Here is a 25,182-nt window from a genome sequence, read left to right as displayed (position 1 = left end):
TCAGCCAAGCGACACGGCTCGTAAATCCAATCTTCCTAATCTCTTCCAAGCCCCCTCCCCTCAGCCAAGGAAGGAATAGATGCCATGTCGTACCGGATCGATATCGAAGCCTTACGTCGCTATAGCGAGAACGGGCTAATACAGACGCCTTTGACACAGGCACAGCAAGAATACTTCCAACAAGCCATTGAGGAGGCTCTCGATGCCCGCTCAGAGGCCGGAGGTTCAGGAGCGCTGGACGCCAGCGAAGAGCGCGTGTTCGTGGTCGAAGACGGCGACAACCTGGCACGGATAGCCGACGAGCTCAATGTCGACTTCGAAGCGCTCCTGGAACTCAACGAGCGCGACGACATGCCGAATCCGAACCAGATCAATGAGGGAGATGTGTTGTTCGTGCCCAACACCTCGCCTGAAGAAGCGGCGACCTCGCCGCGCAATGCGCAGGGAGTGCCGGAAGGCGAAGCGGATTTCGTGCAAGGCCTTCGTGAGCAGGGCAACGATCTCGAATACGCCGACGCCCCGGCCTCGGTCGACTACGATGCCGAGATCGGCGAGCTTGCCTCCGATGTTCAAGCTTACGTGGAGGCGCTTCCGGAAGACGACAGACAGGCCGCGCTACAGCGTATCTACGACCATGATTGGGTCGATGCTGGCCCCGCCCAGATGGCCATCGAACAAGCGGCGGAAGACGCTGGCATCGAACTCGATGAAACCAGCCACGCCGGGCCGGAAGCCGAGGCCGAAGCCCGCGAGATCATCGCCGATGCCCAGGCCGAAGCTGACCCGGACGACGCGCTGCAATTGTTGGAAGAGAGATACGATGCAGCATCGCCAGCGGTACAGGCCGCACTGGATCGCTCAAATGGAACTCGTGAGATTGCCGAGAATGCAGCCTCCGACTTCATGACCGATGCCCAGGCGGCCGACGATCCCATCGAAGCCTTGCGACTCTACGAGGAAGGCTACGCCACTTCCCCCCAGCGAGTGCAGGAGGCACTGGACCGCTCCAGTGATGCCCAGGACATCATCGATAACGCCGCCGAGTGGGCTGCCGAACCTCTCGAAGGCGAGCTCGAAGGAGTGGAGAATCCGAATCCCCAGCAACGCATGCTCGCAACGATACAACGCCTCGACCAGTTGACGGAGGGACGGGGGCCCGAGCTGACCGCCGAGGTCGTGGACGCACTGATTCCTGAGCTCGAAGCGGCCAATAACGGATCCCTTCAGGAATACGGTGGCGCGATGGTTGGCCCCAATGGCACGCAACTCCTGATCCCGATCCTCGATCGCATCGACGGAACGACGACGGGAGAAATCGCCACCGATCAGCTTGCCCAAATGCTCCCCGTCGACATGAATACCGTCCGCAATGCGATGTACGAGTCGGTTTCACAAGGGGACAAGATCCCCGCCCTGGCGCTGGCGATCGCCTCGCAAGACGGCGTGGTCGATTTTCGCGAGGAAGTCATCGCGACTGTCGAGCAGTTCCGCGACCACACTATCGGGGAGCAGGCCGAAGCGTATCACGAGCACCTCGAAGAGCTGGGCTACCTGATCGGAACCGGTAGTTCCGCGATGACACAAGAGCAGCTCGAGGCCGCGATCGAGGAGTATATCGAAGCGCAAGGCTCTGAATGGAGCGAGGAACTAGAGGGATTGCGGGAACAGCTCGCCGACAGCGGTGCAGGATTGTTGCAGCAGATCCAGCAGTTGCAGGGCCTGCCCGATGAGGTGCGCGCCGATCACCAGGAACGTATCGACGGTCTACTCAACGATTCCAACGCACAGCTGGCCATCTCGACTGCCTTGCAGGAAAAGCCCGAGTTGGTACGTGGTGAAGCCGGCGATGCGCTGATCGAAACATTCAACGAACTCGGCATCACTGGCGATGATCCATTGGCGGCAACGCTGGTGGGCGCCTATCTGAATGAGAATGTGCTGGGTTCGGCGGCGGATCTCGATTTCACCGACGCCGCCTCAATGGAAGAGGCGCGCAACGCCATCCGCGAGACATTGAATAATAACTCGCAACTCGCGGAGTTAATGGACATCTCGACCAGCGATCTCAACGAACTCGCTGAGCTCCTCAGCGGCGTCGTCCCCTCCGAGCCGCTACCCGGCAACAATGAGTTCGGGCGGGTCAACGGTATCCTGCGTAATCTCAACAATACCCTGGACCAGATAGACGGCAAGTTCGTGCGTAACACACCATTCAGCACGACCTTCCGCACCTCGGCATTTGCTATTGTCGGCTCCGGCTTGATCAATGCCGGCTACAACTTCCTCGAGAATCCCGATTTCCGCAATTCCGCCGAGCTGGTGACCGCCATGTCTCGCGTTGGCGTCGACAGTGCACAACTGGTGGCGGCGTATCGCAGCATTACCAATGCGGACAGCGTCCATGCGCTCAAGACGGCCGGAAAATTCGTGCATATCATGGGCGCCACCCTAGCCAGTTTCGACGCCGTGATGCGTTTGCAAGAGGGGGACTATTGGGGGGCCGGCCTCAATGCCGCTGCCGCCGGGGGTGTCGGCATAGCAGTGATGTTCAGTTCCACGGCGTGGGGAGGTCCAGTGGGTTTCGGTGTCGCCACGGCCGCCTCGCTGGGCTTGTACATCAAGGAATCCATGGAAGAGCCACCCTTTGAGACCCAGACCACGGCCGACTTCCTGGCACATGCCGGCTTCAGCGAAGAAGCCGCGGAGATATTGATCGAACGCAGCGACGAAGGACACAACGCGGTACCACTACTGATGCGCTATGGCGAGCTGCATGGGCTCACACCGGAGCAGACCGTCGAATGGGTCAATTCGATTCCGGAGGGCGAGAATGGCTCGGTGATGCTCGCTGCGCTACGCGACAACCTGCACAACGCGCTCAATGACCTCGACGGCGACGTCAGTCAATTCAATGAGCATGCCGATGGCTTCGAGTTGGCCTCTCCTTCACTGGGAGAATCGAGAAGCGGCACGCTGACACCCCAATCCAAGTTCGAGCTCGATGCCATGCTGCCCCAACTCGATATCGAGTCGCCGCAAGCGTATGCCTGAGTCGCCATACCTCATCCACGACAAAAGACTCACCCCTGGCCGGCGCCGAACAGGCGTCGGCTTTTTTCATTCTCAGTGCGCCTTGCATCAAGCAATATCGTCCAAGACCAAATGGAGGCCAGGCGGTACAAGTTGAGTCACTCTTGATCCATCGGGAACGCAGCAATGCTCGATATCTTCCTGTACGCGGTCGGCATCATGTACACACCCGGCCCGGTCAACCTGTTGAGCCTGAATGCGGGATTGCAAAACCGTTTCCGCCAGACCTTCGGATTCTTCGGCGGCGTGGCACTTGCCATGCTGGTGCTGTTCCTGGTCTTCGGCTACACCGGCGAAGCGATCGTCAAACCAGACTACCTGCCTTACGTCGCCTTGGCCGGCGCTTCGTTCATCGCCTACCTGGCCATCAAGTTATTCCGAGCCCAGGTCGACACCAATGGCGGCCACAGCCAAGGAATCCTGACGTTCAAGGATGGCTTCCTGATGCAGTTGCTCAATCCCAAAGGCACGTTGGCGACGCTACTTATCGCCACCCTGCAGTTCCCGGCACAGGGAATTACCGGTCTCGCCATTCTGGCCATGTCGATCTTCCTGTCGCTGTTGGCATTCGGCGCCCCCTGCAGCTACTCCCTACTGGGTGCGGTCGCCGGCCGCTGGATCACCAATCCACGCCTTTTCGTCCATTTCAACCGCATCATGGCCCTGCTGCTGATCTATGTCGCCGGCACGATCCTGTATGAGCAAGTGATACGCAAACTCGTGGCCTAGCTTCCGTTTCTATTTCGTGAATGCCTGATCTACGCTGAGGCAGGCATCACAGCAAGAATCCTCATCGAAGGAGTGTGGTATGAAGCTGTTCTCACTCGAAGGCCGAGTCGCCATGGTCACCGGGTGCAACAAGGGTCTAGGCCAGGCATTGGCCGTGGCGCTGGCGGAGGCCGGCGCCGATATCGTCGGCGTCAATCGCCGTTCCGCTGTTGAGACCCGAGCCAGGGTCGAGGCTCTGGGCCGCACCTATCACAACATTGAGGCCGAATTGGGTAGTGACAAGGCAAGCAATATCGTCGACCGCGCCCTGGCTCAGGCCGGCAAGCTGGATATCCTGGCCAACAATGCCGGCACCATTCGTCGTGCCCCAGCACTGGAATTCAGAGAAGAGGACTGGGATGCAGTGGTCGACGTCAACCTCAAGGCGGCATTCTTCCTGGCACAGCAAGTTGCACGCCACCTGGTGGATCGCGAAGTGCAAGGCAAGATCGTCAACATCGCCTCGGTATTATCGTTCCAGGGCGGCATTCGTGTGCCCTCCTACACCGCCAGCAAGAGCGGCATCCTCGGCCTGACCCGGCTATTGGCCAACGAATGGGCCGAGCACGGTATCAACGTCAATGCCATCGCTCCCGGCTACATGGCCACCGACAATACGCAGGCGCTGCGCGAGGACGAGCAACGCAGTGCCGAGATTCTGGGGCGTATTCCTGCCGGCCGCTGGGGCGAACCCGACGACCTGGCCGGTGCCGTGGTCTTTCTCTGCTCAGATGCCGCGAACTACGTGCACGGACATGCCCTAGCGGTGGATGGCGGCTGGCTGGCGCGTTGAGATAACAGGCACGTGCCTACTCAGCGAGTATCCTCGCTGACCAATGGCGGCAATCACGAAACGTCTTCGAGACTTTTCTCTTGTGCTGCCTGGTCGGCCATGCTCAAGGTCTCTTCTTCCCCTGACATACCGCTGAGTGAGCTTTCACTGACGTCGGACTGTGTCTTGGACAATGGCTGCTCAGGAGAGCCAAATGCATCAGCCAATATTCGGTTATCGGGATCCATATCGATGTTGCCATGGAAGACGGCACCGTCTTCCAGGACGAGACATGGTGAAATGATAGTACCGGTGATATGCGCGCTGTGGCGAATCGTGATCTTGTGGGAGGCGATCAGACGACCTTCCACCTTCCCTGCCACGTAGAGAGTGTGGGCAAATACATCCCCCTGCACATCACCTTCGTTACCGATGGTAATCGTGTTGTGCTTGAACTCGATAGTCCCGTTTACCTGACCTTCGATCAGCAGATTTTCTTCACCGGCGATGTCACCATTGATGCATGCCGTCGGGCCTATCCTAGCGATGCTCCGAGCAGAATTTCCCGCCTCGGATACCTCGTCATGATTATGGGGCTGCCTGTCCGTCGCGGGGAGCGACACGAGGTGATCGGTGGAAGCATTGGTTCTTTTTGGCTTGTTGAACATGGTGAAAATTCCCTGGGTGTCATTGATAGTGATGGCTAATGCCGCCGTGTCCTGTGTCATGCGAAAGAAACCGCCCATGCCCAGGAGCATTTCACATAAACAATTGGCACATATTCCATAAGGTTTTAGCGAAGTATAATGCCAATCACGATGACAGATAAGGGCAAGCGCATGGAACAAAGCGGATGGGTGTTGTTGCTGGGTGTGGTAATCATCCTGATCATTGTGCTGGATGGCAAATGGCGGGTATCGAAACACGTGAGACGATCTTTTCATAAACCTCTTGAGCCCGAGCAACTGGTAGACTCGCCCGTCAGTGATACGGCGGCAGCTCTGGCGGGTGTCGGTCAGCAGTATCACGGCGCTCATTTCTGTCCATGCACACCCCAAGTCGAACCGCATGTCGTGACCGGGATGACATTGGTTGGTCCTTCCATTCGAATCGCTGGCGAGATATTCGCAGAGGAGTCTCTGGTCATCATGGGAGCCGTCAGTGGGGCAATCAAAGTGAAACGCCACGGCGTGATGATTGCCGAACCCGGCACAGTGGCTGACACCATCGAGGCGCCTACCATTATTGTCGATGGCAGCGTGACGGGCAGGCTGCAAGCAGACGAGAAGGTAGAGTTACTGTCGAATGCACGCTTCAGCGGCACCATTGCCGCTGAAAGGGTTAGTTGCGAAGCGGGTGCCAGGCTACAGGGCGAAATCATTGACTACCGGTAGCACTGGCAGAGGGACCATGTCTACAAAGCGCCACTCACCGCAAACCAGGCAATACCAGCCACAGCACAGCCCCCCAGCGTTACCAGCAGGCGCGCTTTGAACACGAAGACCGCCGCAATGGCACCGGCTGTGATCGCTGCTGCCACCGGGTCGAGGCTGTCCAAACGCGGGATCTCCAGTACCAGACCGAAGCCCTCGAACGTGCCAACCTCATCGAACAGTACATGCAGGGCAAACCAGATCGCCAGGTTCATGATCACCCCGACCACCGCCGCGGTAATCGCCGACAGGGCACCGGTCAACGCTGGATTGTCGCGTAACCGCTCGATGAACGGTGCGCCAAGGAAGATCCACAGGAAACACGGCACGAAGGTCACCCACGTCGTCAGCACGGCAGCGAAGATGGCAGCCAACATCGGATCCAGCATCCCCGGATCACGGTACGCCCCCATGAAACCGACGAACTGTACCACCTGGATCAACGGGCCCGGCGTGGTTTCGGCCATACCCAAGCCATCCAGCATCTCACCGGGGGCCAGCCAACCATAATTCTGCACGGCTTCCTGGGCGACATAAGCCAACACCGCATAGGCCCCGCCGAAGGTCACCACCGCCATCTTGGAAAAGAAGACGGCGATCTGACTGAATACATCCGCCGGCCCTAACACCATCAGCAGTAGCGCTATCGGCCCCAGCCATAGCGTCAGGAACAGTGAGGAAATCCGCAACGACCAAGCGAGTGAGACTCGCGCATGGGCCGGCGTATATTCCCCCAATGCCGAATCCTTGTCGGCGAGAATGCTGGCACCGCCTTTACCATGACCACCGCCGACCCGGAACAATGCAGAGCCTTGCTTGCCGCCGAAAAAGCCGATGACGCCGGCACTCAACACAATCAGCGGAAAGGCGATGTCGAAACCGAAGATAGCGATGAAGGCAGCTACGGCGATGGCAATCATCACCCGGTTCTTCAGTGCCCGTTGGCCGATCCGCATCACCGCCTGCAACACGATGGCCAATACCGCCGCCTTGAGACCGAAGAACAATCCCTCGACCAGCCCGACATTACCGAATAGAGCGTAGATAACGCTCAAGGCCAGAATCGCTATGAAACCTGGCAACACGAACAGGGTGCCTGCCACCAGACCGCCTTTGGTCTTGTGCAGCAGCCATCCCAGATAAACCGCCAACTGTTGGGCCTCCGGTCCCGGTAACAACATGCAATAGTTCAGGGCATGCAGGAAGCGCTGTTCACCAACCCACTTCTTTTCGTCAACCAGGATACGGTGCATCACCGCGATCTGACCGGCCGGCCCTCCGAAGGAGAGCAACGCGATACGCAACCACACCCGCACTGCCTCGGTAAAGGGAATCCCATGTTCGAGACTTTCTTGGGTAGGCGTTTGACGTACGGCGGCATTTTCAGCCATGTATCGGCTTCCTATTGGTTGAGCCTAAGGCGGATAACGGTTATATCACGGCCGCTTTACACTCATACGACGACACACTCACACGGCTACGACGGGATCACGACAAATGCGCCGGGAAGTCGTCCAGACCATTCACGAAGCGCTGCTTTTCTTCCTCGAAGCCCTTGGCATCATGCTTGAGGTTACGCAGTACGGCCTGCTCGTCGAAATCGAGTGTCTCAGTGAGTTCGTTGGCATGTCTCACCGGATGTAATGCCCCCAGCCCGATGCGCTTGCCATCTCGGCCAGCGAACCAGCGGGTAATTCCACATCCCAGGTAGAAGGCCTCAGCATCCTGATCCAAAGCTTCGACCCGAAGTGGAGCCTTGAACGCCAGTTCGCCAATCAGGCGACGCTCTGGTTCGCGGTTTCCCATCAACGAACAGGACAGTACCAATGTCATGCCCGTTCCCGCTTCGTCCAACACCAGCAGCGCCAGCGCCTGGGGAACTCCTTGATCATCGGTCAACGCCAGCAAGCGAGCAGCTTCCTGGGTGAACAGCACCCGCCGTGTACCGGCGAAACTGACCAATGGCAAGAGCCCGGCCTTTCTCCCGTAAACTTCGGCACATAGCCGTGCCAAGCACGCATCGCGTTCGGTAGCCGCTTTGACATGAACGACTCTCATGGGCATTCCCTCTTGCATCACTCGTCATTCGGTGGGAAAGCCACCCTGAAATGCGCGCAGCCTAGCATAGTTCAGGCAGACCGGGGCATCGTCATGCTGTCGTCACACTTCATTGCCATGCTTTTTCACAGCAAATGCGTCATGCTGCTTCCATCGTTCTCTTCCGGCACCTCACCTGATAAGGGGACTCCGCCATGCAAGACACTTCTCCTGTCGTGAGTTTACCGATTTCTCCAAACCCTGTGCCCTTTACCATCGCCCATCGAGGTCTTTCGGCACATGCGCCGGAAAACACCCTGGCGGCGGTTAGGGCCGCCCAGCGCATTGGTTGCCAGTGGGTAGAGCTCGACGTTCAGTTATTGGGAGATGGAACTCCAGTGATCTGGCACGATAACGGCGTCCGGCGTTGCTCGAATAACCGCGGCAAGCTAGCCAAGCTCGACCTCGCCAAGGCCAAGGCCCTGGACGTAGGCACTTGGTTCAGTGCCGATTTCCAGGGCGAACGTATGGCAACCCTGGAGGAGATGCTGGCGTTGATCGGCGAACTCGGCCTGGGTCTCAATCTGGAACTCAAGGTCAATCGCGGTCGCGATGCCCTCGCACTGGTCGATACGGCACTGCCCATGGCACTACGCGCTCTTCCCGCCGATCGGCTGATCGTGTCCTCATTCAACCAGGAAGCCCTCGAGGCCGCTCGCCGCCTTGAATCCGATGCCCAACGCCTGCGTTTGGGAGTCCTGTACGAGAAGCCGACGCGCCAGTGGTATCAGGAAGCGGAACGGTTCGCTGCCTACAGCCTGCATGTCGACTGGCGTCGCCTGAAAGAGAAGCGTGCCCGCGAGATCAAGGAAGCCGGCTATCAGTTGTTCTGTTACACCGCCAACGATCCCGTAGCCTTCGCTCGTTTATGGCCGTGGGGAGTCGATGCCGTCATCAGCGACGATCCTTCCCTGTTCGAACATCACCTGCCTGGTAGCTCGCATCAACGGCCTTGAACCCGGTCAGCCGGAAATACCGAGCAAACGGCACACCTTGGCCATGTCCAGATGCGCGTCCAGGGTATCGGCCAAGCGATCCAGTTCGTGGCGCCGGTGCGCCTGGTAATCCACGGCCGCATCGGCGTCATCCAAGCCGCAACGGGCCAGTAGTGCGTGGCACGCCTCGGGACGGTCGAACAGGCCATGCAGATAGGTGCCCATCACCTGACCATCAGCGCTGACCGCCCCATCCACTCGGCCATCCAGCATGACGAGCGGCGTGCCCAATGCAGCGCCCTCACTCATACCGTTATGAATCTCGTAGCCGCTCACGGCCACGCCCTCGGGATTCAGTACGCCTTGCACATTGCACAGTTGCTTACCGGCCACCATATACGTCTCCAAGTCCAACAGACCCAAGCCCGGGGTACTCCCAGGCTCGCCTTCCAGGCCTTCGGGATCATGCACCGACCGTCCGAGCATCTGGAAACCGCCACAGATCCCCAACAGCTTGCCGCCATAACGCAAGTGGCAACGGATGGCGGTTTCCCAGCCTTGCGCACGCAGCCACTCGAGATCGGCCCGGGTGCTCTTGCTGCCTGGCAGGATGATCAGGTCGGCGGCAGGTATCGCCTGGTTCGGCCCGATGAAAGAAAGCTCGACACGGGGATGCAAGCGTAGCGGGTCGAAGTCGTTATGATTGCTGATTCGCGGCAGAGCCGGCACCACCACACGCAGGGCCGGCTCGCCCATCATCCGGCCGCTCAGCCCCACGCTGTCCTCGGCATCCAGCAACAGCCCCTGCAGATAGGGCAAGGTGCCCAGCACTGGCTTGCCGGTGCGCTCGGCGAGCCAATCGAGCCCCGGTTCCAGCAACGCGATATCGCCACGAAAGCGGTTGACGATGAAGCCCTGGGTGCGTGCCCGCTCGGAGTCGGAAAGCAGTTCCAGGGTACCTACCAGTTGCGCGAAGACTCCGCCCCGGTCGATATCCCCTACCAATAGCACCGGGCAGTCGATAGCCTCGGCGAAGCCCATGTTGGCGATATCGCCCGCACGCAGATTGATCTCCGCCGGGCTACCCGCGCCCTCGGCGACGATCACATCGAAGCGATTCGACAGCGACTCCCAGGCCGCCATCACGCTATGCCGAGCTTCGACCTTGAAGGCGTGATAGTCCAGGGCATCCATGTTGCCATGCACCCGACCACGCAGGATGACTTGGGCACCCCGGTCGCTCTGCGGCTTGAGCAGTACCGGATTCATATCGCTGTGCGGCGCCAGCCCGCAAGCCAGCGCCTGCAACGCGGTGGAGCGGCCGATCTCGCCGCCGTCTTCGGTCACCGCGCTGTTGAGCGCCATATTCTGCGGCTTGAATGGCGCCACCGACACGCCACGCCGAGACAGCCAACGGCACAACGCCGCCACCACGGTGCTCTTGCCGGCATCCGACGTGGTGCCCTGGATCATCAAGGTACGACTCACAACTCGATACCTTTCTGGGCTTTTATCCCCTGCTCCTTGAAGGCGTGCTTGACGACGTCCATCTCGGTCACGGTATCAGCGATATCGATCAGCGCCTGGGGGGCGTAGCGGCCGGTGATCACCACGTGCTGCATCTCCGGGCGAGCCTCGAGATCGTCGAGCACTTGGTCGAGATCCAGGTATTCGTAGCGCAGCGCTATATTCAACTCGTCGAACAACACCAGGTCGTAGCTCTCGTCATCTAGCATACGCCGGGCTTCCTTCCAGGCAGCCTCGGCGGCCTCGATATCGCGCTCGCGGTCCTGGGTGTCCCAAGTGTAGCCCTCGCCCATGACGTGGTAGTCTACTTCTGGAAGGCGACGGAAGAATGCCTCTTCGCCAGTGCGGAACTTGCCCTTGATGAACTGCACCACGCCCACTTTCATGCCGTGTCCCAAGGCGCGGGCCAGCATGCCGAAACCGGAACTGCTCTTGCCCTTGCCGGGGCCGGTGAGTACCAGCAATACCCCCTGCTCCTTCTGGGCTCGTGCCATGCGTTCGCGCATCACGCGCTGCTTCCTGGCCATGCGCTCGGCATGGCGCTGGGGATCCTTAGCGTTCTCGCGCATCCTTTATTCTCTCCTGTCGTCAGTTTGACGGAACAAAAACCCGAGCGCTGTTTATCTCGGCAACCATCAAGGGCTGGTCGTAAAGACGCTCCAGTGCGTCGGGCACCAGCATGTCCTGTGCGGCTCCCCAACAGGCATCGCCATCGGGATAAAGCAACAACAGGTGATCGCACCAACGTGCCGCCAGATTGAGGTCATGCACGCACAACAGCACACCTCGACCGTTGCGAGCCTGTTCGGCGAGCAATGTCATCACCGCTACCTGATGGCGCAGATCGAGATGATTGGTGGGTTCGTCGGCGAGCCATAGCCGCGGCGACTGGGTCAGGGTGGTGGCGATCGCCACCCGCTGCCGCTCGCCACCGGAAAGCTGGCTCACCAAACGCTCTGCCAGGTCTTCGAGCTCGAGGCGGGCCATCGCCTCCTCGGCCAGGCGTAGGTCTTCGGTCCCCTCCTGCTGCCAGGGGGAAAGAAAGGGATGGCGACCGATCAGCACGGTTTCGCTCACCGTAGCCGGAAAACCGTCCTGGCGCTCCTGGAAGACCACACCCAGCGCCTGCGCCAGATGCCGCCGCCGTAGCCGCGCGAGTGAGGTGCCATCCAACAACACCTGCCCACGGCGCGGCGCGCGAAGCCCGGCCATGGTATGCAACAATGTGGTCTTGCCGGCACCATTGGGTCCTAGCACACCCCACAGCTGCCCCGGCTCGATAGCGAAGTCGAGCGGCTGGCCATCCTCTCGCCCCGGCACGTCGATCACCAGCCCGCTGGCCTCGAGCACACTCATATCAGCGACTCCGGTAAAGCAGGTAGAGGAAGGTCGGCACCCCTAGCAACGCCGTGATCACACCCACCGGCAACTGCTCGGGCGCGATCAGTGTCCGCGCCAGGGTGTCGGCCAGGGTCAGCAAGGTGCCACCTGCCAGGATCGAGGCCGGCAAAATCACGCGCTGGTCGTTGCCCCATACCAGGCGCAGCATGTGCGGCACCACCAAGCCGATGAAGGCGATACTACCGGCCGTGGTCACCGCCACTGCCGTCAGCAGGCTAGCCATGACGTAGACCGCCCCTTCCAGCGACCGTACCGCCACGCCCAGGGCCGCGGCCTGCAAGGGACCACGCGCCAACACGTTGAGGCTGCGCGCAAGTGGCATCAGCACTAGCCAAGTGACCGCCAACAGCCCAAGCGCCGGCCAGGGGCCGCGTGAATAGGCCAGGTCACCCATCAGCCAATAGAGCATTCCAGGCAATTGCTCGGTGGGGCCCACCGAGAGCATGAAGGTGATCATCGCTCCCCAGCCAGCAGCGACCACCACCCCGGTCAGCAACAGCCGAGTCGGCGTCCAGCTACCGGTGCCGTGTGCCAGGCCGAAGACCAGCAGGGTCGAGACCAGCGCACCGACGAAGGCCGAGCCGGATACCGCAATGCCACCAAGCCCGACCAGCATGGCCGCCAACGCCGCTACCGCCGCCCCACCCGAAACTCCTAGCACATAGGGATCAGCCAGTGGGTTGCGCAGCAGAACCTGCATCAGCGCTCCGGCTACGGCCAGCAGGCCACCGGTGCCGAAGGCCGCCAGGGCTCGTGGCAGGCGCAGCTCGAAAATCAAGGTTCGATACAGGGGGTCGCCCTGCCCCATGAGCACTGACCACAGCGACTGCGGAGAGATAGTGACACTTCCTACCCCCACCGCCACCAACAGCGACGCTAACGCTACTACGATCAGCAGTACCAATGGCAAGCGTCGTATCCGCCTGGCCGATGACCAAGCCGTCGGAGTCGGTTCAGTCGCGGCCACGTGCCGTCTCCAAGTGATCGCAGAGCATTCGGGTACCTTCCAGCAGTCGTGGCGTGGGTCGCTGGATCAGCGACGGTGGTACGAAGAACAGATTGTCGCGGCGTACCGCGCTCAGTTCCTCGTAACGCTCCCAGTCACCCAGCCAATCGCGGTTCGCCTCGCCCATGCCCCCGGCGACGATCGCCTCGGGATCGGCGGTCAGCACTGCCTCTTCGCCGATACGCGGCACCAGTCGGGGCAATTCGCCGAACACGTTCTCGCCGCCGCACAAGGACATGGCCTGGCTGATCAGATGTTCATCGTTGACCGTCATCAGCGGCTCGTCCCAAACCTGATAGAAGACCCGCACCGGTCGTGCATCGGCATGGCGGGCACGCAACTCGGCCACACCGGCACGGAACTCATCGGCCGCGCCCTGGCCAAGCTCGCGGGTGCCGGCGAGAGTGCTCAACCGCTCCAACGACGTGGCGACTTCCTCGAAACGACGCGGTTCGCTGAGATAAAGAGGCACCTCTAGGCGCAGGAGCTTTTCGAGTTGTTCATGCGGATTGCCGGTCACCCATCCCACCAGCAGGTCCGGTTCCAGCGCCAGTACGGTTTCAAGGTCCAACCGCGTATGGCTACCCACGCTCTGGCGCTGCTTGGCCTCGGGCGGGTAGTCGCTGAAGCTGACCACGCCGACCACGCGGTCGCCGGCACCAGCAGCGAATACCAGTTCCGTGGCCCCGGGCGACAAGGCCACGATGCGGTTTGCCGGCTGCGCCAGGCATACCTCACGCTCGGCATCATCGATGACACAGGTTTCGGCCTGCACCGGCATCGCCGCGACACCCGGCAACAATGCCAACCCCAACCCCCAAAAACGTCTCTCGATGCCCGCCTTCATTGTACCTGCCCTTACTCCGCCCATTGACTTGACCATATTGCCCGCCGAGGCCAGAGCCAGCACAGCGCGCCCATCAGGAAGGATAGAGAGACGCCTCACTGGGCGCCGAAGCGAACGCTAAGGAACGCGGCACGCCCGGCGTTGATGAAGTCGTCGCCGCCAGTAGTCCTAGCGGTGGAGTACTCTTTATCCAGAATATTTTCCACCGTCAGCCGGGCCGACCATAGTGGCGCGAACTGCCAACCGGCACGCAAATTGACCAGCCCAAAGCCAGGTAAGCGTTTCTCGTTAGCGGCATCGTCATAGCGGTGGTTCTGCACGATCCACGAACCGCCCAGCAACCAGTCGCCGAGTTCACGGTCGATATCCAGGCGCAAACTCTGGGAGGCTCGACGCCGCAAACGCTTGCCGGTATCGCGGTTTTCAGGATCGGTGTAGGTCAGCGCCGCCTGCAAGGTCCAGTCATCAAGTTCGGTTCCGGCAGAAAGCTCGGCACCACGAATGCGTGCCCTGTCGACATTGGCGGGCCGACTCGCATTGTTCACCGTTTCTGTAACGATCAGGTCATCCACGGTTGTTTGATAAATCGCCAGATCCCAAAAATGACGCCGATACTGGCCGCGAATTCCAACTTCCAGGGTTTCGGACGTTTCCGGTTTCAAGTCTGGATTGCCTTCAAATGAACCGAAGATTCCGAAGTCCTGAAATGGCCAGTAGAGTTCGTTGAAGGAAGGCGCTTTGAAGGCCGTCCCATAACTGGCACGCAGGGTATGATCATCATCCAGCTCATATCCCAGCGCTAAACTACCGGTCGTTTCCTCGCCAAACTCTTCATTGCCGTCATGGCGCAGACTCAACTGCGCTGCGAATGGACTGAAATCGAGCAATCCTTGGGCGAAGACGGCAGTATTATCGCGACTATCTTCATCGTAGTCAGTGGTACTAGAGACATCGTCCTTGCTGTACTCGGCACCGGCAATCAGCTCGTGAGGGCCAATATCGACGGTATTTTCCCAGCGCGCGGTCCGGGTTCGGGTATCGATGATGGAATCGCCGAAGTCATCGATGTTGTCGCTTTCATCCCGCGCTTCACTAAGGGTCAGTCGGCTACGCCAATTGCCAGTCACTGGCAGTTCCCCATACACGCCGGCCACCTGCTGTACGTAGTCCGTGTTACCGCCGATAAACTCGGTATTACCACGTGCCCGAAGCCCCAGCACACCGAATTCGGCGCCACTGTCGAAGGTATGTGACAGCCGTGCGAAGCCGGTAGTGTTGTCGTAACCCATGTCTCCTTCGCCACGTACGACCTCCCTGCCATCGGTGGAGAAACGGCTGCCGGCAAAACTGTAGCGAGTGCCGCCACTGCTGCCGGAAAGAGTGGCGCTATAACGTTGGGTATCGAAGGAGCCACCGCCGGCAGAAATGCTTGGGCTGGGCCCGCCTTCACCCTCGGGGGTGAATAGCTGCACCACACCACCCACGGCATCGGCACCGTACAGGCTGCCGCGCGGGCCGCGCACGATTTCCACACGTTGGAACATGCGTGGTTCCAGAAACTGCCAGGCGGGGGTTCCAGCGGTAGATGAACGTAGCCGGATACCGTCGATCATCAGCAGGGTGGAGTCATCGTTGGTACCACGCATGAAGACACTGCTGTTCTTGCCGAAGGCGCCGTTGTTGGATACATCTACCCCCGGTTGGCCGCGCAATACATCAGTGATGCTGACGGGATCCTGGCGGCGCAGGGTTTCCTCGTCAATCACGGTAACGGATGAGAGGGATTCATTGGCGGTACGCGGCGCTAGTGTGGCGGTAACGATCAGAGGGTTGAGGTTCAGCGAGGTATCGCTATCGGCATCTTCATCGGTAGCCTGGGCCTGAACGACCATGGGCACGGCACTCAGGCACAAGGCAGCCAGTCCCCACTGACGCATGGTTTTCGTCTTCATTATGTTTCCCTTGCTCACCCGCACGGGTTCTATTGAATGGCCCGGTGTAGCGAGAAGGAAAGGGGAAACGTGGTGCGGAGTCTGCCCTGCCCTTCGGTCACCCACCGCAACCAGGCATGCCTCTCCAGGCCGGTCTCCGGACTGACGAGTGGACGTTGGCACGTCCCGGAAAACCGCCTTCCCGTGCGGCAGCACAGTGGCACTGGGTTTTCCTTGACTCGATCACCGTTGCGGGGGCAGCGTCGGAATCGCGAGAATTGCTCACCGACTTCCCGTTTCACTGGCGAAGCTTGGCTCCACCAACACCTGAGAGTGGGCGTAACCTAGCAACGCCCTAGGGAAAGATCAACGCACATAACTCGTTCTAGATCAAACCAAAGGCCTTGCCAGACCATTCCAGACATACCAGACATGTTCGCAGTGAGTAGCGGCGTCCTGGGCGAGCCAGCCGGCCAAGTCGCGCAGCCGGCGATCGCCGACATCCAGAGGGACGATGCCACGTCCCATCTCCAGCATGATCAGCACCACCTGCAAGCCATGGACATCTTCCTGGGCCCGGATCGATTCCAGCTCTCCGCGCATACGTTCCCTGACCCGATCGTCATCGGGCTCGGAGGCCAACTCGGTCTTCAACCATTCTTCCCAGCCCTCGAGCACCAGACAGTGCTCCGTACCAATAGCAGAGCGCCACTCGTCAAGCCCCTTGCCGTCATAGGCCGAACACCAGAATGGCGAGTCAAAACGTTCCCTTACCGCCGTGCGCTTGCCGGCATAGGCACCGCCGATGAAGAGCTGCATTGCCAGCCTCCGTGTCGATGAAGAAAGGTCAGGCAGCGGCCCTCACCCTGGCCGACGCTACCCTCCCAGAAGTCGATGGCCTCGAAACGTCGGCGCAGTTCGCGGATCACGCCGCCATGTGTTACCACCAATGCCTGGCGATGCCCTTCGTGCCTCGCCTCGGCGAACAATTCACCGAGCCAGGCCTCGAGACGTTGACGCAATGCTTCTGCCGATTCGCCGCCAGGCGGCGCCTGCTCGCCCCGGCTATCGATCCAGGCCCGGTAGGCCGGCAAATCCTTGAGTTCTTCGTAGCACTTGCCTTCGTAGTCGCCGAAGTCGAGTTCACGCAACCGGGCATCGAAACATGGCTCGACAGGCTCCTCGCGCTCGTCGAGCAGAAACTCGAGCGTCTGGCGACAACGGGTCAAATCGCTGCAGTACGCCATACCGAAGTCGAAACGCGCCAAATCGTCGCGCAATATGGCTAGCGCTTCATGTGCCTCCAATGCCAGTGGAATGTCTCGGTGCCCTTGATAGCGCCGCTCGCGGTTCCAGGCAGTCAGCCCATGGCGGACGACCACCAGATCCAAGCGATCAGCAGCAGCCATAGTTCTCCTCCTTCGATGGCGGCACCGACGATATCACCGTTGATGCCCTTGAAAGCCCGCGTCATGCCCCAGCCATACAGCAGTAAAAACGGTACCAGGGCGACGAATAGCAGCAACCAACCGGGCAACAGCCAGAAGCACAATGGTAGCGGCCACAGCGCCAGCAGCAGATCGCGAAGGCCAAGATGTCGCTTCCATGCCCAAGCCATACCCTCGGGTCGTGCTGCCGGCGCCAATACCAGCAGGGCCACGGCACCAAAACGGGCCAGCGCCAGGATCACTGCCAACACGGCCAGGCTCATCCCCGCCTCCAGCAGCACCAACAATAGCGCTGCTTTCCACAACAGCAGGAACACCAGGGCAATGATCCCAAAGCTACCCACGTGAGGATCCTTCATGATCGCCCAGCGGCGCTCCAATGGGGCGTTGCTACCCAGGGCATCGGCCACGTCCATCAGGCCGTCGAGGTGCAGCCCCCCGCTCAGCGCCACCCACAAGCTAAGCAAGACCAGTACCTGCAACGTGGGCGGCAACCAAGTACCGAGCAGATGGCCGACAAGTGCCAAAATGCCACCCAGCAGCAGCCCCACGAGTGGATAGCAGCGCACCGCCCAACGGCTGGTCCCGGCATTCCATGGGCACTGAACCGGCACCGGCAAGCGGGTCAGAAACTGCAGTGCCAGCAGCGAACCATAGCCGGCGTCCTTCATTGGGCCTTCCCTGTCCATTCGTTTCCTTTCCAGTACATGGGGAGTCCGGCCACGACCTGGATCGCCAACTCGGCCTCGTGGACGACACGACGATGCGCTCGCTGCAAAAAGGCAACATAACGCTTGACCTCGGCATCGCGCGGCGGCACCTCCTCGTTGAGATCATTGGAAACCACCACCAGCGCGATATTCCGGGCCCTGGCCCACGACAGCATGGTGTCGAGCATGGTCAGGGCTTGTCGCTCATCGAGGTCGCTGGCGTAGAGCACCTGGCTGGCCCACAGTGTCAGGCAGTCGAGCAGCAGCGTGCTGCCCGGCGCCACTCGGTCGAGGGCCGCCACCAAGTCCACCGGCTCTTCCAGGGTCGTCCATCCCGGGCCGCGTGCTTCACGATGTCGGGCAATGCGCCCCACCATTTCACCGTCCGTAGGCCTGGCGGTGGCCAAGTAGTAGCGCTCACCACCTCTGGCCTGATGCCAGCGCCGTGCCAGAGCCTCGGCCCGTGCGCTCTTGCCCGAACGTGCGCCACCGCTGACGAAAGCGATCATGTTCGTCGTCTCCATGCTTCTAGCGCCTCCAGCAGGCGGTCATTGTCGGCGGCGGAGCGAATCGCCACCCGCAGCCAGGCGCCATCCAATCCAGAAAAGTTATGGGTATGGCGCGCCAGGATGCCAGCACGCAACAAAAACTCGAACAAGGCGCCGGTCTCCGCGGGATGTCGAGTGTCCTGCAGCAGCAGGAAATTGACCTGCGAGGGCGCCACTCGAAACTCGAGAGCCATCAGCGCCTTGCGCATGCGAGGCAACTCCCCTTGCAGCCAAGCGTGAGTGCGAGTCACGAAGCCTTCATCCGCCAGCAGCGGCTCGACCAAAGCAGCGGCGAGTGCGTTTACGCTCCATGGCATCTGAAGCTCGGCCATTCGGCATACCCTATCCGGGCTGGCCAGCAGATAGCCGAGTCGCAGTCCTGGAATGGCGTACAGCTTGGTCAACGATCGCAGCAGAATCAGGTTGGAATGGCGTTCCAGCAACGGCGTCAGCCGCTCGACGGGATCGGCGACAAAGTCGACGAAGGCCTCGTCCACTACCAATACGTTCCCTTGGCGCTCGCCCTCCTCCAGCATACGTTCGATCAACGCGCGCTCGACCACGGTACCGGTGGGATTGTTGGGCCGACACAGGAACACTACATTGGTGACGCGCATGGCGTTCACCGCTTGCGACTCCTGTAGTACGAAGTCGTCTGACTCAAGGTGAAGCTCGCTCACCGAGAGCCCGTAATGGTGACAAGCCCGAGCATACTCACCAAAAGTCGGTTGCGCGATGGTCGCTCTCTTGCCGGCATGCAGGGCCGCTGTCAGGAAGATTGCTTCCGCCCCGCCGTTGGTCAGCAGCACTTGGGAAGCCGAAATGCCTTCGGTTTCAGCAATGGCCTGGCGTGCAGCGCCATAGCTCGGGTCGGGGTAGGCCTCGACCCCTGACAGTTCGGCGACCAGCCGCTCCCCAAGCCAGGCCGGTGGTCCCAGCGGATTGATATTAGCGCTGAAGTCCAGCACGTCCCGATCTTCGTCGAGACCGAAGCGGGGCAGTACTTGCTCGGGACGTCCACCGTGACTGGGCCATTGCATGGTCATCAATGTCCTCCGACTACCAGGGCCAATACTCCCAACAGTATGACGAAGACAATCCAGCCACCGTGCATATGTCGGATGGCCCGCGCGATATGCCTACCATTGAGAGACTCGAGTGGTTCGCCCAATAGTGCCCGATGTGAAGGCTGACCGGCATAAGTGTTGGTGCCGCCGAGCTGCACGCCGAGTAGCCGCGCCATCATCGCCTCGGGCCATCCGGCATTGGGACTAGGATGATGGGGAGCATCGCGCCAGGTGCCGGCCAGCCCCCCTCGCCACCTCGCTTCAGGTATCGCCAGCGCGGCAATCCACAGACACAGTGCGGTCAAGCGCGCCGGCAGCCAGTTAGCCAAGTCATCCAACTTCGCTGAGACGTAGCCGAAATCGGCATAGCGGGCGCTTCGATAACCGACCATCGAGTCCAGGGTATTGACCGCCTTGTAGGCCAACGCCAGCGGCGCACCACCAAGAAAAGCCCAGAACAACGGTGCCGTAATGCCATCGACGGTATTCTCGGCCACCGTCTCCACCGCGCCACGTGCCACCTCAGCCTCGCTCAAATCCTGGGTGTCGCGACCGACGATCATCGACAGTGCCCGCCTGGCCGCCACGATATCCCCCTTCAGCAAGGGGCTAGCGACTGCCCGTGCGGCATCTCCCAATCCTTTGATAGCCAGGGTGGTAGCTAGCAGCCACAACTCGACTGCCAACCCCAGCCAGGGGTTCAAACGTGTCAGCATCTCGATCACCCACCAAGCGACCCCGTAGACACCAAGTACCACCACGATAGTCAACAGGCCGCCCATCAATCGTCGCGCCAGCGGTTCCCCACGATTCCAGGCGCGCTCCAGCGTGGCGATCGACTTGCCCATGCCGACCACCGGATGTGGAATCCAACGCGGGTCGCCAAGCACCAGATCCAGGAAGATTGCTGCCAACAGTAGCGTCATGCCCCATAGCGAGAGTGGCTCGACGTTCATTCTCCAGACTCGCCGGCGGCGACCCCTGCCGAGGCAAAGGTCGCCATTTCAGCCAACATGCGCGTCGCTGCCTCCAGCAATGGAAAGGCCAGCGCCGCACCAGTGCCTTCTCCCAAACGCAGTTCCAGGTCGAGTAGAGGCTTGGCATCCAGGGATGTCAGGGCAATATCGTGACCCGGCTCGCGGGAGCGATGACCGAATATCATGAATCCTCGCACTTCGGGACACAGTCGGCATGCCACCAGTGCCGCCACGGTGGCGATGAAACCATCGACCAGCACCGGCATACGGCGTGCCGCCGCGCCAAGGTAGGCGCCGGCCATCGCCGCCATTTCTAGCCCGCCCAGTTTTGCCAGCACTTCCAGAGGATTGCCGGATTGAGGCTGACGCGCCGCAATAGCGCGCTCGATCACTGCTTGCTTGTGCGCGAGCCGCGAGGTTTCGATTCCTGTTCCCGGCCCCACTACTGCGGCTACCGGTTCACCGCTCAATACTGCCAGCACGGCACTACTGGCGCTGGTATTGGCAATGCCCATTTCACCGACGATCAGGCAACGACAACCGGCATCGAGCGCTCGATTCGCTGCGCGAATGCCGGACTCGATCGCTTGTATTGCCTCGGCGCGAGTCATGGCATCGGACTCGACGAAGTTGGCAGTGCCGGAGCGTACCTTTTCATCCACGGCACCCTGCGCCAGCTCCCCACTTGCAAGTTCGGACGCCACGCCCACATCGATGACCTCGATTCGCGCCCCGATCTGGCGGGCGAAGACATTGATGGCGGCACCGCCAGCCACGAAATTGGCCACCATTTGCGCGGTAACTTCCTGCGGAAAAGCCGAGACGCCTTCAGCGGCAACACCATGATCGGCGGCAAAGACCACAACGGCGGGCGGTGTCACTCGAGGAAAGTCATCGCCAGTCATGCTGGCAAGCTGGACGGCCAGGATTTCCAGTTGTCCCAAACTACCCGGCGGTTTGGTCAAGGTATCGAGATAGTCGGTGACCCGGCGACCGGTTTCCCGGTCCGATCCTGTGATTCTGGCTAAGGTATCGTTCAGCACGGCCACTCCTGGCATGTCTTCTCGAGGGCCCAATGCGAGTGAGCCCATAGGAAAACGCTAATAGTAGCAAAGAAGATTCATCATGCATCGAATGCCCCAAGCGCAAAAACACGAGAAGAGCTTGATACCCGTCAAGTCTCTCGCGCAGGGCTCAGCTAGGATGACAAGGAAAGAACGATCCAACGCGACGCTGGCATTCGTTGGCGAAGCGCACGTTGGCACGACAGGAGAGACGACCATGCGTTTCCATCAAGTCAAGGACCTCGTGCGCTGGGCAGCGGATTACCATGCACGCCTCGGCGATCAGTATTCTGAACTCGCCTCCAGCAATGTCAGCGAACGGGTGCGCATGGCACTCGAATATCTGGCCGAACGCGAACGCAAGATGCAAGCCGGCCTACAAGGCTATTTCAACGACGGCAACGACCACTGTAACGTACTCGACACTTGGTTCGACGACCCAGCCGACTTTCCTCATCCACCGGTACTCGACCGACTGCCAGAGTGCATGGATTGTGCCAGCGTGCAGGACGTATTGGCCACCGCTCTGGCCACTCACAAGACCTTGCAGGATCTTTACATGCACCGCGCTGACCGGGCCAGCATCGAAGCGGAGCGTGACTTCTTCGTTGCCTTGGCCACGGGACACGAAGGAGAAGTGAGACGCATCGCCCGCGACATGCAACGACTCGAGGATTACTGAGCCCCAATCAGTTCATTGAGGATCGTTGAACTCCCTCCTATACTGTTTTTATATACAGTATCTGGAGAGATTCCATGACCTCGCAAAAGTCACTTCCCGTTGCCAGAAAAGGCCGCGGCGCCACCTATGATCCACCCAACCGCTTCGCTCCCACGGTGAGCGAAGCGGTCGACGATGGCTGGTGGCAGGAAGAAGCTCCGACACGTATCGTCACGGAGGTACGTGAGGAAGCGACCAAGAGCGCCTTATCCTGGAACCGTTCACCCGATCTGCCCTTCGACCGTTCGCTCAACCCCTACCGCGGCTGTGAGCATGGCTGTATCTACTGTTACGCCCGCCCCAGTCACGCTTACTGGGATCTCTCGCCCGGACTCGACTTCGAAACGCGCTTGATTGCGCGCACTGGGCTGCTGGAACGTTTGCGCGAGGAACTTTGCAAACCTGGCTATGTCTGCCGCCCCATCAGCCTATCCGGCAATACCGATTGTTATCAGCCCCTGGAAGCCGAACGCCGTACTACCCGTGCGATTCTCGAGCTGCTTCTGGAATGCCGGCATCCGGTCACCTTGATCACCAAGAGCGCCCTGATCCTGCGTGACCTGGACGTATTGTCCGCTCTGGCCGAACGTCGTCTGGTGCGTGTCTTCATCAGCCTCACCAGTCTGGACGCCGACCTCAAACGAACGCTGGAACCACGTACTGCCTCTCCTCAGGCACGCCTCAAGGTGATGCGTGAACTGAATACCGCCGGTGTCCCGGTAGGCACCCTGATCTCGCCGGTGATCCCCGGCCTCAACGATCACGAGCTGGAACATCTGCTGGAAGCCGCTTGCCGGGCTGGTGCTCGAACTGCCGGTTGGATGTTGCTACGCCTACCACACGAAGTTGCCCCCCTGTTCGAGGAATGGTTGTTTACCCACTACCCGGAACGCGCTGCCAAGGTGATGAGTCTGATACGCCAATGCCGGGGTGGCGAAAACTATGACGCTCGTTTCGGCAAACGCATGCGTGGCGAGGGCGTCTTCGCCGATCTGCTGGCACAACGTTTCGCTAAAGCCAGCCGTCGATTTGGCATGCAAGGCCGAGCCGAAGCGGAGCTGGATTGCGGGGCCTTTGTTCCTCCCCGCGCTCAAGGCGACTTGTTCGGTTAAGATGGCGTTCATCATGCCTCATCGGAAAACGCATCATGGCCGGCAAGCTCAGCAAGACCAAGTCCAGTTTCTATCGCCGCCTCTACGTGGCCTACCTGATCGATACAGGCGTCGCCACCAGTGTGCCCACATTGACCGAAACCACCGGCATGCCCAGGCGCACCGCCCAAGACACCATCAACTCCCTGGCCGAACTGGACATCGTCTGCGAATTCGAGCGCCATCCCGGAGCGCCGAACAATATCGGCCGCTATGTGATTCGCGATTGGGGGGCTATCAACCGACGCTGGATCATGCACCATCTGACACACATCAAGGACTCCTTGGGCTACCCATGAGCTTTCTCGATTCGCTAATCTTGCGACATGGATCGCCCATTCATTTCACTACTACTGCTCCTGATGTTGCCGCTGACCCTGTGGGGATGCGGTAGTCGCGCGGTCATCCAGGCCCCTGGGCCAGGTGCCCCGGCTGCCAGTCTGGAGAGTTTCTGGGTAACTGCCAGTGATGGCTATCGCCTGCCTCTCACCCACTGGACGACCGAAGGTCACCAACGAGCCGTCGTTCTCGCCGTACACGGCTTCAACGACCACGGTGGCAGCTTCGAGATTCTGGCCAATGCGCTCACCGACCATGGCATCGAGGTCTATGCATACGATCAGCGCGGCTTCGGCACCACAGCGCAGCGCCGCCTGTGGCCAGGCGATGAGCGCCTGTCCAAAGACGTCGACACCATTGCACGATTGCTACGCGAGCGTTATCCCGAAACACCACTGTATCTCGTCGGCAAGAGCATGGGGGCCGCCGTGGTTCTACTGACCATGGCCGACGACGATCCACCACCCGTCGACGGCAGCGTACTGATCTCACCCGCCGTGTGGGGCCAAAGCACCATGCCCTGGTATCAACGCATGGGGCTATGGCTCAGCGTTCGCCTATATCCTTCCTATACCTTTTCGGCCAGGTTGACCCAACGCCTGGGTATCGAACCCACCGACGATCCCGAGATCAAGCGCCGCCTGGCAGAGGATCCCTTGATCCTGCGCAGCGCCCGGGTCGATACCCTGTATGGCCTGACGATGATGATGGATAAAGCGCTTCAAGCCGCTTCACAGCTCCCCGGCCCAGCCCTGATCCTTTACGGCGAAGAAGATCAGATCATCCCCAGAAAGGCGATCTGCGATATGCTCGAGCGTTTGCCCAATGCCGACACCACCCCCTGGCGAATGGCACTCTATCCCGCTGGCTACCATATGCTGACGCGCTATACCCAGCGTCACCTGACCCACGACGACATCGCCGCCTGGCTGCTAGACCCCATGGCACCGCTACCTTCTGGCGACGAAGTCAGCGTCAACGATGCCAAACGGATACTCTGCGGCTCGTAACCGCGCTACCGACGGCCACCGAACGGTTGGAGCGGAAGGCACGCCGCGTACCAGCCAAGAGTACGACTGAGCCATGAGGAAAACCTCACAGTATGAGTTTCTCACACTTTCGTCGTTCGTCTGTAGGTCGCGAAGAATGGTCGCGCTGCTAAGCTAAGGAAACCCCGACAAAATGCGCAAGAAATGTGGAAGGCATCAAAAGATCGCCTAGAGAGGGGGCTTTGACAGCCTGAAAAGTGCGTGATAAAGAAAAGAGTTCGGGTACTGAAGACGCACGCTCTCAACGTCAAGCACAGTCTACATCAACAACCACTAATAAAGTGCGGCTGATTACATTACA

General features: G+C 60.2%; 25 protein-coding genes and 1 riboswitch. Of the genes, 9 read left to right on the top strand and 16 right to left on the bottom strand.

What is annotated here, in order from left to right:
• Positions 1-84: 84 nt before the first annotated feature.
• From L861_RS20290 to kduD, 3 genes are all read left to right on the top strand, one after another.
• Positions 85-3,051, top strand: coding sequence for a LysM peptidoglycan-binding domain-containing protein (locus L861_RS20290; RefSeq protein WP_016418534.1), 2,967 nt, complete (start codon positions 85-87; stop codon positions 3,049-3,051).
• Positions 3,052-3,216: 165 nt separating this feature from the next.
• On the top strand, positions 3,217-3,819 hold the full coding sequence (locus L861_RS20285) for a LysE family translocator (RefSeq protein WP_016418533.1): 603 nt from the start codon (positions 3,217-3,219) through the stop codon (positions 3,817-3,819).
• Positions 3,820-3,898: 79 nt separating this feature from the next.
• Positions 3,899-4,651, top strand: a complete 753-nt coding sequence (gene kduD, locus L861_RS20280) for a 2-dehydro-3-deoxy-D-gluconate 5-dehydrogenase KduD (protein ID WP_016418532.1) — start codon at positions 3,899-3,901, stop codon at positions 4,649-4,651.
• A 53-nt stretch (positions 4,652-4,704) separates the two neighbouring features.
• On the opposite strand, the gene L861_RS24610 is transcribed toward kduD, so the two are convergent.
• Positions 4,705-5,358 carry a bactofilin family protein gene (locus L861_RS24610; RefSeq protein WP_236617182.1) on the bottom strand — a complete coding sequence of 218 codons (654 nt, stop codon included), beginning with the start codon at positions 5,356-5,358 and terminating at the stop codon, positions 4,705-4,707.
• Between the two features lie 111 nt (positions 5,359-5,469).
• On the opposite strand from L861_RS24610, the gene L861_RS23805 reads away from it, so the two are divergent.
• Complete coding sequence (locus L861_RS23805) at positions 5,470-6,024, top strand: bactofilin family protein (RefSeq protein ID WP_161629064.1); 555 nt, start codon at positions 5,470-5,472, stop codon at positions 6,022-6,024.
• 20 nt (positions 6,025-6,044) lie between these two features.
• Here the strand turns inward: L861_RS23805 and chrA are convergent, their stop codons facing one another.
• Both chrA and L861_RS20260 read right to left on the bottom strand, forming a co-directional pair.
• A complete protein-coding gene (chrA, locus tag L861_RS20265) occupies positions 6,045-7,454 on the bottom strand; it encodes a chromate efflux transporter (protein ID WP_016418529.1) in 1,410 nt (469 codons plus the stop codon).
• 97 nt (positions 7,455-7,551) lie between these two features.
• On the bottom strand, positions 7,552-8,121 hold the full coding sequence (locus L861_RS20260) for a hypothetical protein (protein ID WP_016418528.1): 570 nt from the start codon (positions 8,119-8,121) through the stop codon (positions 7,552-7,554).
• A 194-nt stretch (positions 8,122-8,315) separates the two neighbouring features.
• On the opposite strand from L861_RS20260, the gene L861_RS20255 reads away from it, so the two are divergent.
• Positions 8,316-9,116, top strand: coding sequence for a glycerophosphodiester phosphodiesterase family protein (locus L861_RS20255; RefSeq protein ID WP_021029246.1), 801 nt, complete (start codon positions 8,316-8,318; stop codon positions 9,114-9,116).
• A 6-nt stretch (positions 9,117-9,122) separates the two neighbouring features.
• On the opposite strand, the gene L861_RS20250 is transcribed toward L861_RS20255, so the two are convergent.
• The 13 genes from L861_RS20250 to cobT all read right to left on the bottom strand — a co-directional run bounded on the left by L861_RS20250 (position 9,123) and on the right by cobT (position 21,600).
• On the bottom strand, positions 9,123-10,568 hold the full coding sequence (locus tag L861_RS20250) for a cobyric acid synthase (RefSeq protein ID WP_035569075.1): 1,446 nt from the start codon (positions 10,566-10,568) through the stop codon (positions 9,123-9,125).
• 11 nt (positions 10,569-10,579) lie between these two features.
• Entirely contained in the window at positions 10,580-11,191 is a 612-nt protein-coding gene (cobO, locus tag L861_RS20245; RefSeq protein WP_016418525.1) for a cob(I)yrinic acid a,c-diamide adenosyltransferase, read from the bottom strand.
• A gap of 19 nt (positions 11,192-11,210) precedes the next feature.
• Positions 11,211-11,978, bottom strand: a complete 768-nt coding sequence (locus L861_RS20240; RefSeq protein ID WP_016418524.1) for an ABC transporter ATP-binding protein — start codon at positions 11,976-11,978, stop codon at positions 11,211-11,213.
• Position 11,979: 1 nt separating this feature from the next.
• Positions 11,980-12,990, bottom strand: a complete 1,011-nt coding sequence (locus L861_RS20235; RefSeq protein WP_021029245.1) for a FecCD family ABC transporter permease — start codon at positions 12,988-12,990, stop codon at positions 11,980-11,982.
• Positions 12,977-13,876: a cobalamin-binding protein gene (locus L861_RS20230; protein ID WP_016418522.1), complete on the bottom strand. Its 900-nt coding sequence runs from the start codon at positions 13,874-13,876 to the stop codon at positions 12,977-12,979. The genes L861_RS20235 and L861_RS20230 overlap by 14 nt, the downstream gene beginning before the upstream one ends.
• 95 nt (positions 13,877-13,971) lie before the next feature.
• Positions 13,972-15,828 carry a TonB-dependent receptor domain-containing protein gene (locus L861_RS20225; RefSeq protein ID WP_016418521.1) on the bottom strand — a complete coding sequence of 619 codons (1,857 nt, stop codon included), beginning with the start codon at positions 15,826-15,828 and terminating at the stop codon, positions 13,972-13,974.
• 110 nt (positions 15,829-15,938) lie between these two features.
• Positions 15,939-16,154: riboswitch (cobalamin riboswitch) on the bottom strand.
• Between the two features lie 43 nt (positions 16,155-16,197).
• Positions 16,198-16,626: a bifunctional adenosylcobinamide kinase/adenosylcobinamide-phosphate guanylyltransferase gene (locus tag L861_RS20220; RefSeq protein ID WP_016418520.1), complete on the bottom strand. Its 429-nt coding sequence runs from the start codon at positions 16,624-16,626 to the stop codon at positions 16,198-16,200.
• Positions 16,578-17,216 carry a histidine phosphatase family protein gene (locus L861_RS20215; protein WP_016418519.1) on the bottom strand — a complete coding sequence of 213 codons (639 nt, stop codon included), beginning with the start codon at positions 17,214-17,216 and terminating at the stop codon, positions 16,578-16,580. The genes L861_RS20220 and L861_RS20215 overlap by 49 nt, the downstream gene beginning before the upstream one ends.
• Positions 17,168-17,926: an adenosylcobinamide-GDP ribazoletransferase gene (cobS, locus tag L861_RS20210; protein ID WP_016418518.1), complete on the bottom strand. Its 759-nt coding sequence runs from the start codon at positions 17,924-17,926 to the stop codon at positions 17,168-17,170. The genes L861_RS20215 and cobS overlap by 49 nt, the downstream gene beginning before the upstream one ends.
• Positions 17,923-18,474, bottom strand: coding sequence for a bifunctional adenosylcobinamide kinase/adenosylcobinamide-phosphate guanylyltransferase (locus L861_RS20205; RefSeq protein ID WP_016418517.1), 552 nt, complete (start codon positions 18,472-18,474; stop codon positions 17,923-17,925). The genes cobS and L861_RS20205 overlap by 4 nt, the downstream gene beginning before the upstream one ends.
• A complete protein-coding gene (cobD, locus tag L861_RS20200) occupies positions 18,471-19,559 on the bottom strand; it encodes a threonine-phosphate decarboxylase CobD (RefSeq protein WP_016418516.1) in 1,089 nt (362 codons plus the stop codon). Before cobD ends, L861_RS20205 begins: the two co-directional genes overlap by 4 nt.
• Positions 19,559-20,536, bottom strand: a complete 978-nt coding sequence (cbiB, locus tag L861_RS20195) for an adenosylcobinamide-phosphate synthase CbiB (RefSeq protein ID WP_016418515.1) — start codon at positions 20,534-20,536, stop codon at positions 19,559-19,561. The genes cobD and cbiB overlap by 1 nt, the downstream gene beginning before the upstream one ends.
• Entirely contained in the window at positions 20,533-21,600 is a 1,068-nt protein-coding gene (gene cobT / locus L861_RS20190) for a nicotinate-nucleotide--dimethylbenzimidazole phosphoribosyltransferase (protein ID WP_016418514.1), read from the bottom strand. The genes cbiB and cobT overlap by 4 nt, the downstream gene beginning before the upstream one ends.
• Before the next feature lie 238 nt (positions 21,601-21,838).
• Here cobT and L861_RS20185 point away from each other — a divergent pair, with 238 nt between their 5' ends.
• The 4 genes from L861_RS20185 (at position 21,839) to L861_RS20170 (ending at position 24,842) form a co-directional block, all read left to right on the top strand.
• On the top strand, positions 21,839-22,303 hold the full coding sequence (locus L861_RS20185; protein ID WP_016418513.1) for a hypothetical protein: 465 nt from the start codon (positions 21,839-21,841) through the stop codon (positions 22,301-22,303).
• A gap of 74 nt (positions 22,304-22,377) precedes the next feature.
• A complete protein-coding gene (locus L861_RS20180) occupies positions 22,378-23,454 on the top strand; it encodes a PA0069 family radical SAM protein (protein ID WP_016418512.1) in 1,077 nt (358 codons plus the stop codon).
• 35 nt (positions 23,455-23,489) lie between these two features.
• Complete coding sequence (locus L861_RS20175) at positions 23,490-23,792, top strand: helix-turn-helix domain-containing protein (protein ID WP_016418511.1); 303 nt, start codon at positions 23,490-23,492, stop codon at positions 23,790-23,792.
• 27 nt (positions 23,793-23,819) lie between these two features.
• Entirely contained in the window at positions 23,820-24,842 is a 1,023-nt protein-coding gene (locus tag L861_RS20170) for an alpha/beta hydrolase (RefSeq protein ID WP_016418510.1), read from the top strand.
• Positions 24,843-25,182: the final 340 nt, after the last annotated feature.

The sequence above is a fragment of the Litchfieldella anticariensis FP35 = DSM 16096 genome (assembly GCF_000409775.1).
GTDB classification, from domain to species: Bacteria; Pseudomonadota; Gammaproteobacteria; order Pseudomonadales; family Halomonadaceae; genus Litchfieldella; species Litchfieldella anticariensis.
The sequence above is the reverse complement of the archived record's forward strand: the minus strand, read 5'-3'. Positions and strand labels throughout refer to the sequence as shown.

Excerpts from the sequence above, each read along its gene's own strand:
- L861_RS23805 (WP_161629064.1), top strand. The coding sequence starts at position 5,470 with ATGGAACAAAGCGGATGGGTGTTGTTGCTGGGTGTGGTAATCATCCTG.
- L861_RS20220 (WP_016418520.1), bottom strand. The coding sequence starts at position 16,626 with ATGCAGCTCTTCATCGGCGGTGCCTATGCCGGCAAGCGCACGGCGGTA.
- cbiB (WP_016418515.1), bottom strand. The coding sequence starts at position 20,536 with ATGAACGTCGAGCCACTCTCGCTATGGGGCATGACGCTACTGTTGGCA.
- L861_RS20250 (WP_035569075.1), bottom strand. The coding sequence starts at position 10,568 with ATGATCCAGGGCACCACGTCGGATGCCGGCAAGAGCACCGTGGTGGCG.
- L861_RS20205 (WP_016418517.1), bottom strand. The coding sequence starts at position 18,474 with ATGATCGCTTTCGTCAGCGGTGGCGCACGTTCGGGCAAGAGCGCACGG.
- chrA (WP_016418529.1), bottom strand. The coding sequence starts at position 7,454 with ATGGCTGAAAATGCCGCCGTACGTCAAACGCCTACCCAAGAAAGTCTC.
- cobD (WP_016418516.1), bottom strand. The coding sequence starts at position 19,559 with ATGACCATGCAATGGCCCAGTCACGGTGGACGTCCCGAGCAAGTACTG.
- kduD (WP_016418532.1), top strand. The coding sequence starts at position 3,899 with ATGAAGCTGTTCTCACTCGAAGGCCGAGTCGCCATGGTCACCGGGTGC.
- cobO (WP_016418525.1), bottom strand. The coding sequence starts at position 11,191 with ATGCGCGAGAACGCTAAGGATCCCCAGCGCCATGCCGAGCGCATGGCC.
- L861_RS20215 (WP_016418519.1), bottom strand. The coding sequence starts at position 17,216 with ATGGCTGCTGCTGATCGCTTGGATCTGGTGGTCGTCCGCCATGGGCTG.
- L861_RS20285 (WP_016418533.1), top strand. The coding sequence starts at position 3,217 with ATGCTCGATATCTTCCTGTACGCGGTCGGCATCATGTACACACCCGGC.
- L861_RS24610 (WP_236617182.1), bottom strand. The coding sequence starts at position 5,358 with ATGACACAGGACACGGCGGCATTAGCCATCACTATCAATGACACCCAG.
- L861_RS20260 (WP_016418528.1), bottom strand. The coding sequence starts at position 8,121 with ATGAGAGTCGTTCATGTCAAAGCGGCTACCGAACGCGATGCGTGCTTG.
- L861_RS20185 (WP_016418513.1), top strand. The coding sequence starts at position 21,839 with ATGCGTTTCCATCAAGTCAAGGACCTCGTGCGCTGGGCAGCGGATTAC.
- L861_RS20170 (WP_016418510.1), top strand. The coding sequence starts at position 23,820 with ATGGATCGCCCATTCATTTCACTACTACTGCTCCTGATGTTGCCGCTG.
- cobS (WP_016418518.1), bottom strand. The coding sequence starts at position 17,926 with ATGAAGGACGCCGGCTATGGTTCGCTGCTGGCACTGCAGTTTCTGACC.
- L861_RS20240 (WP_016418524.1), bottom strand. The coding sequence starts at position 11,978 with ATGAGTGTGCTCGAGGCCAGCGGGCTGGTGATCGACGTGCCGGGGCGA.
- L861_RS20225 (WP_016418521.1), bottom strand. The coding sequence starts at position 15,828 with ATGAAGACGAAAACCATGCGTCAGTGGGGACTGGCTGCCTTGTGCCTG.
- L861_RS20230 (WP_016418522.1), bottom strand. The coding sequence starts at position 13,876 with ATGAAGGCGGGCATCGAGAGACGTTTTTGGGGGTTGGGGTTGGCATTG.
- L861_RS20175 (WP_016418511.1), top strand. The coding sequence starts at position 23,490 with ATGGCCGGCAAGCTCAGCAAGACCAAGTCCAGTTTCTATCGCCGCCTC.
- L861_RS20255 (WP_021029246.1), top strand. The coding sequence starts at position 8,316 with ATGCAAGACACTTCTCCTGTCGTGAGTTTACCGATTTCTCCAAACCCT.
- L861_RS20180 (WP_016418512.1), top strand. The coding sequence starts at position 22,378 with ATGACCTCGCAAAAGTCACTTCCCGTTGCCAGAAAAGGCCGCGGCGCC.
- L861_RS20290 (WP_016418534.1), top strand. The coding sequence starts at position 85 with ATGTCGTACCGGATCGATATCGAAGCCTTACGTCGCTATAGCGAGAAC.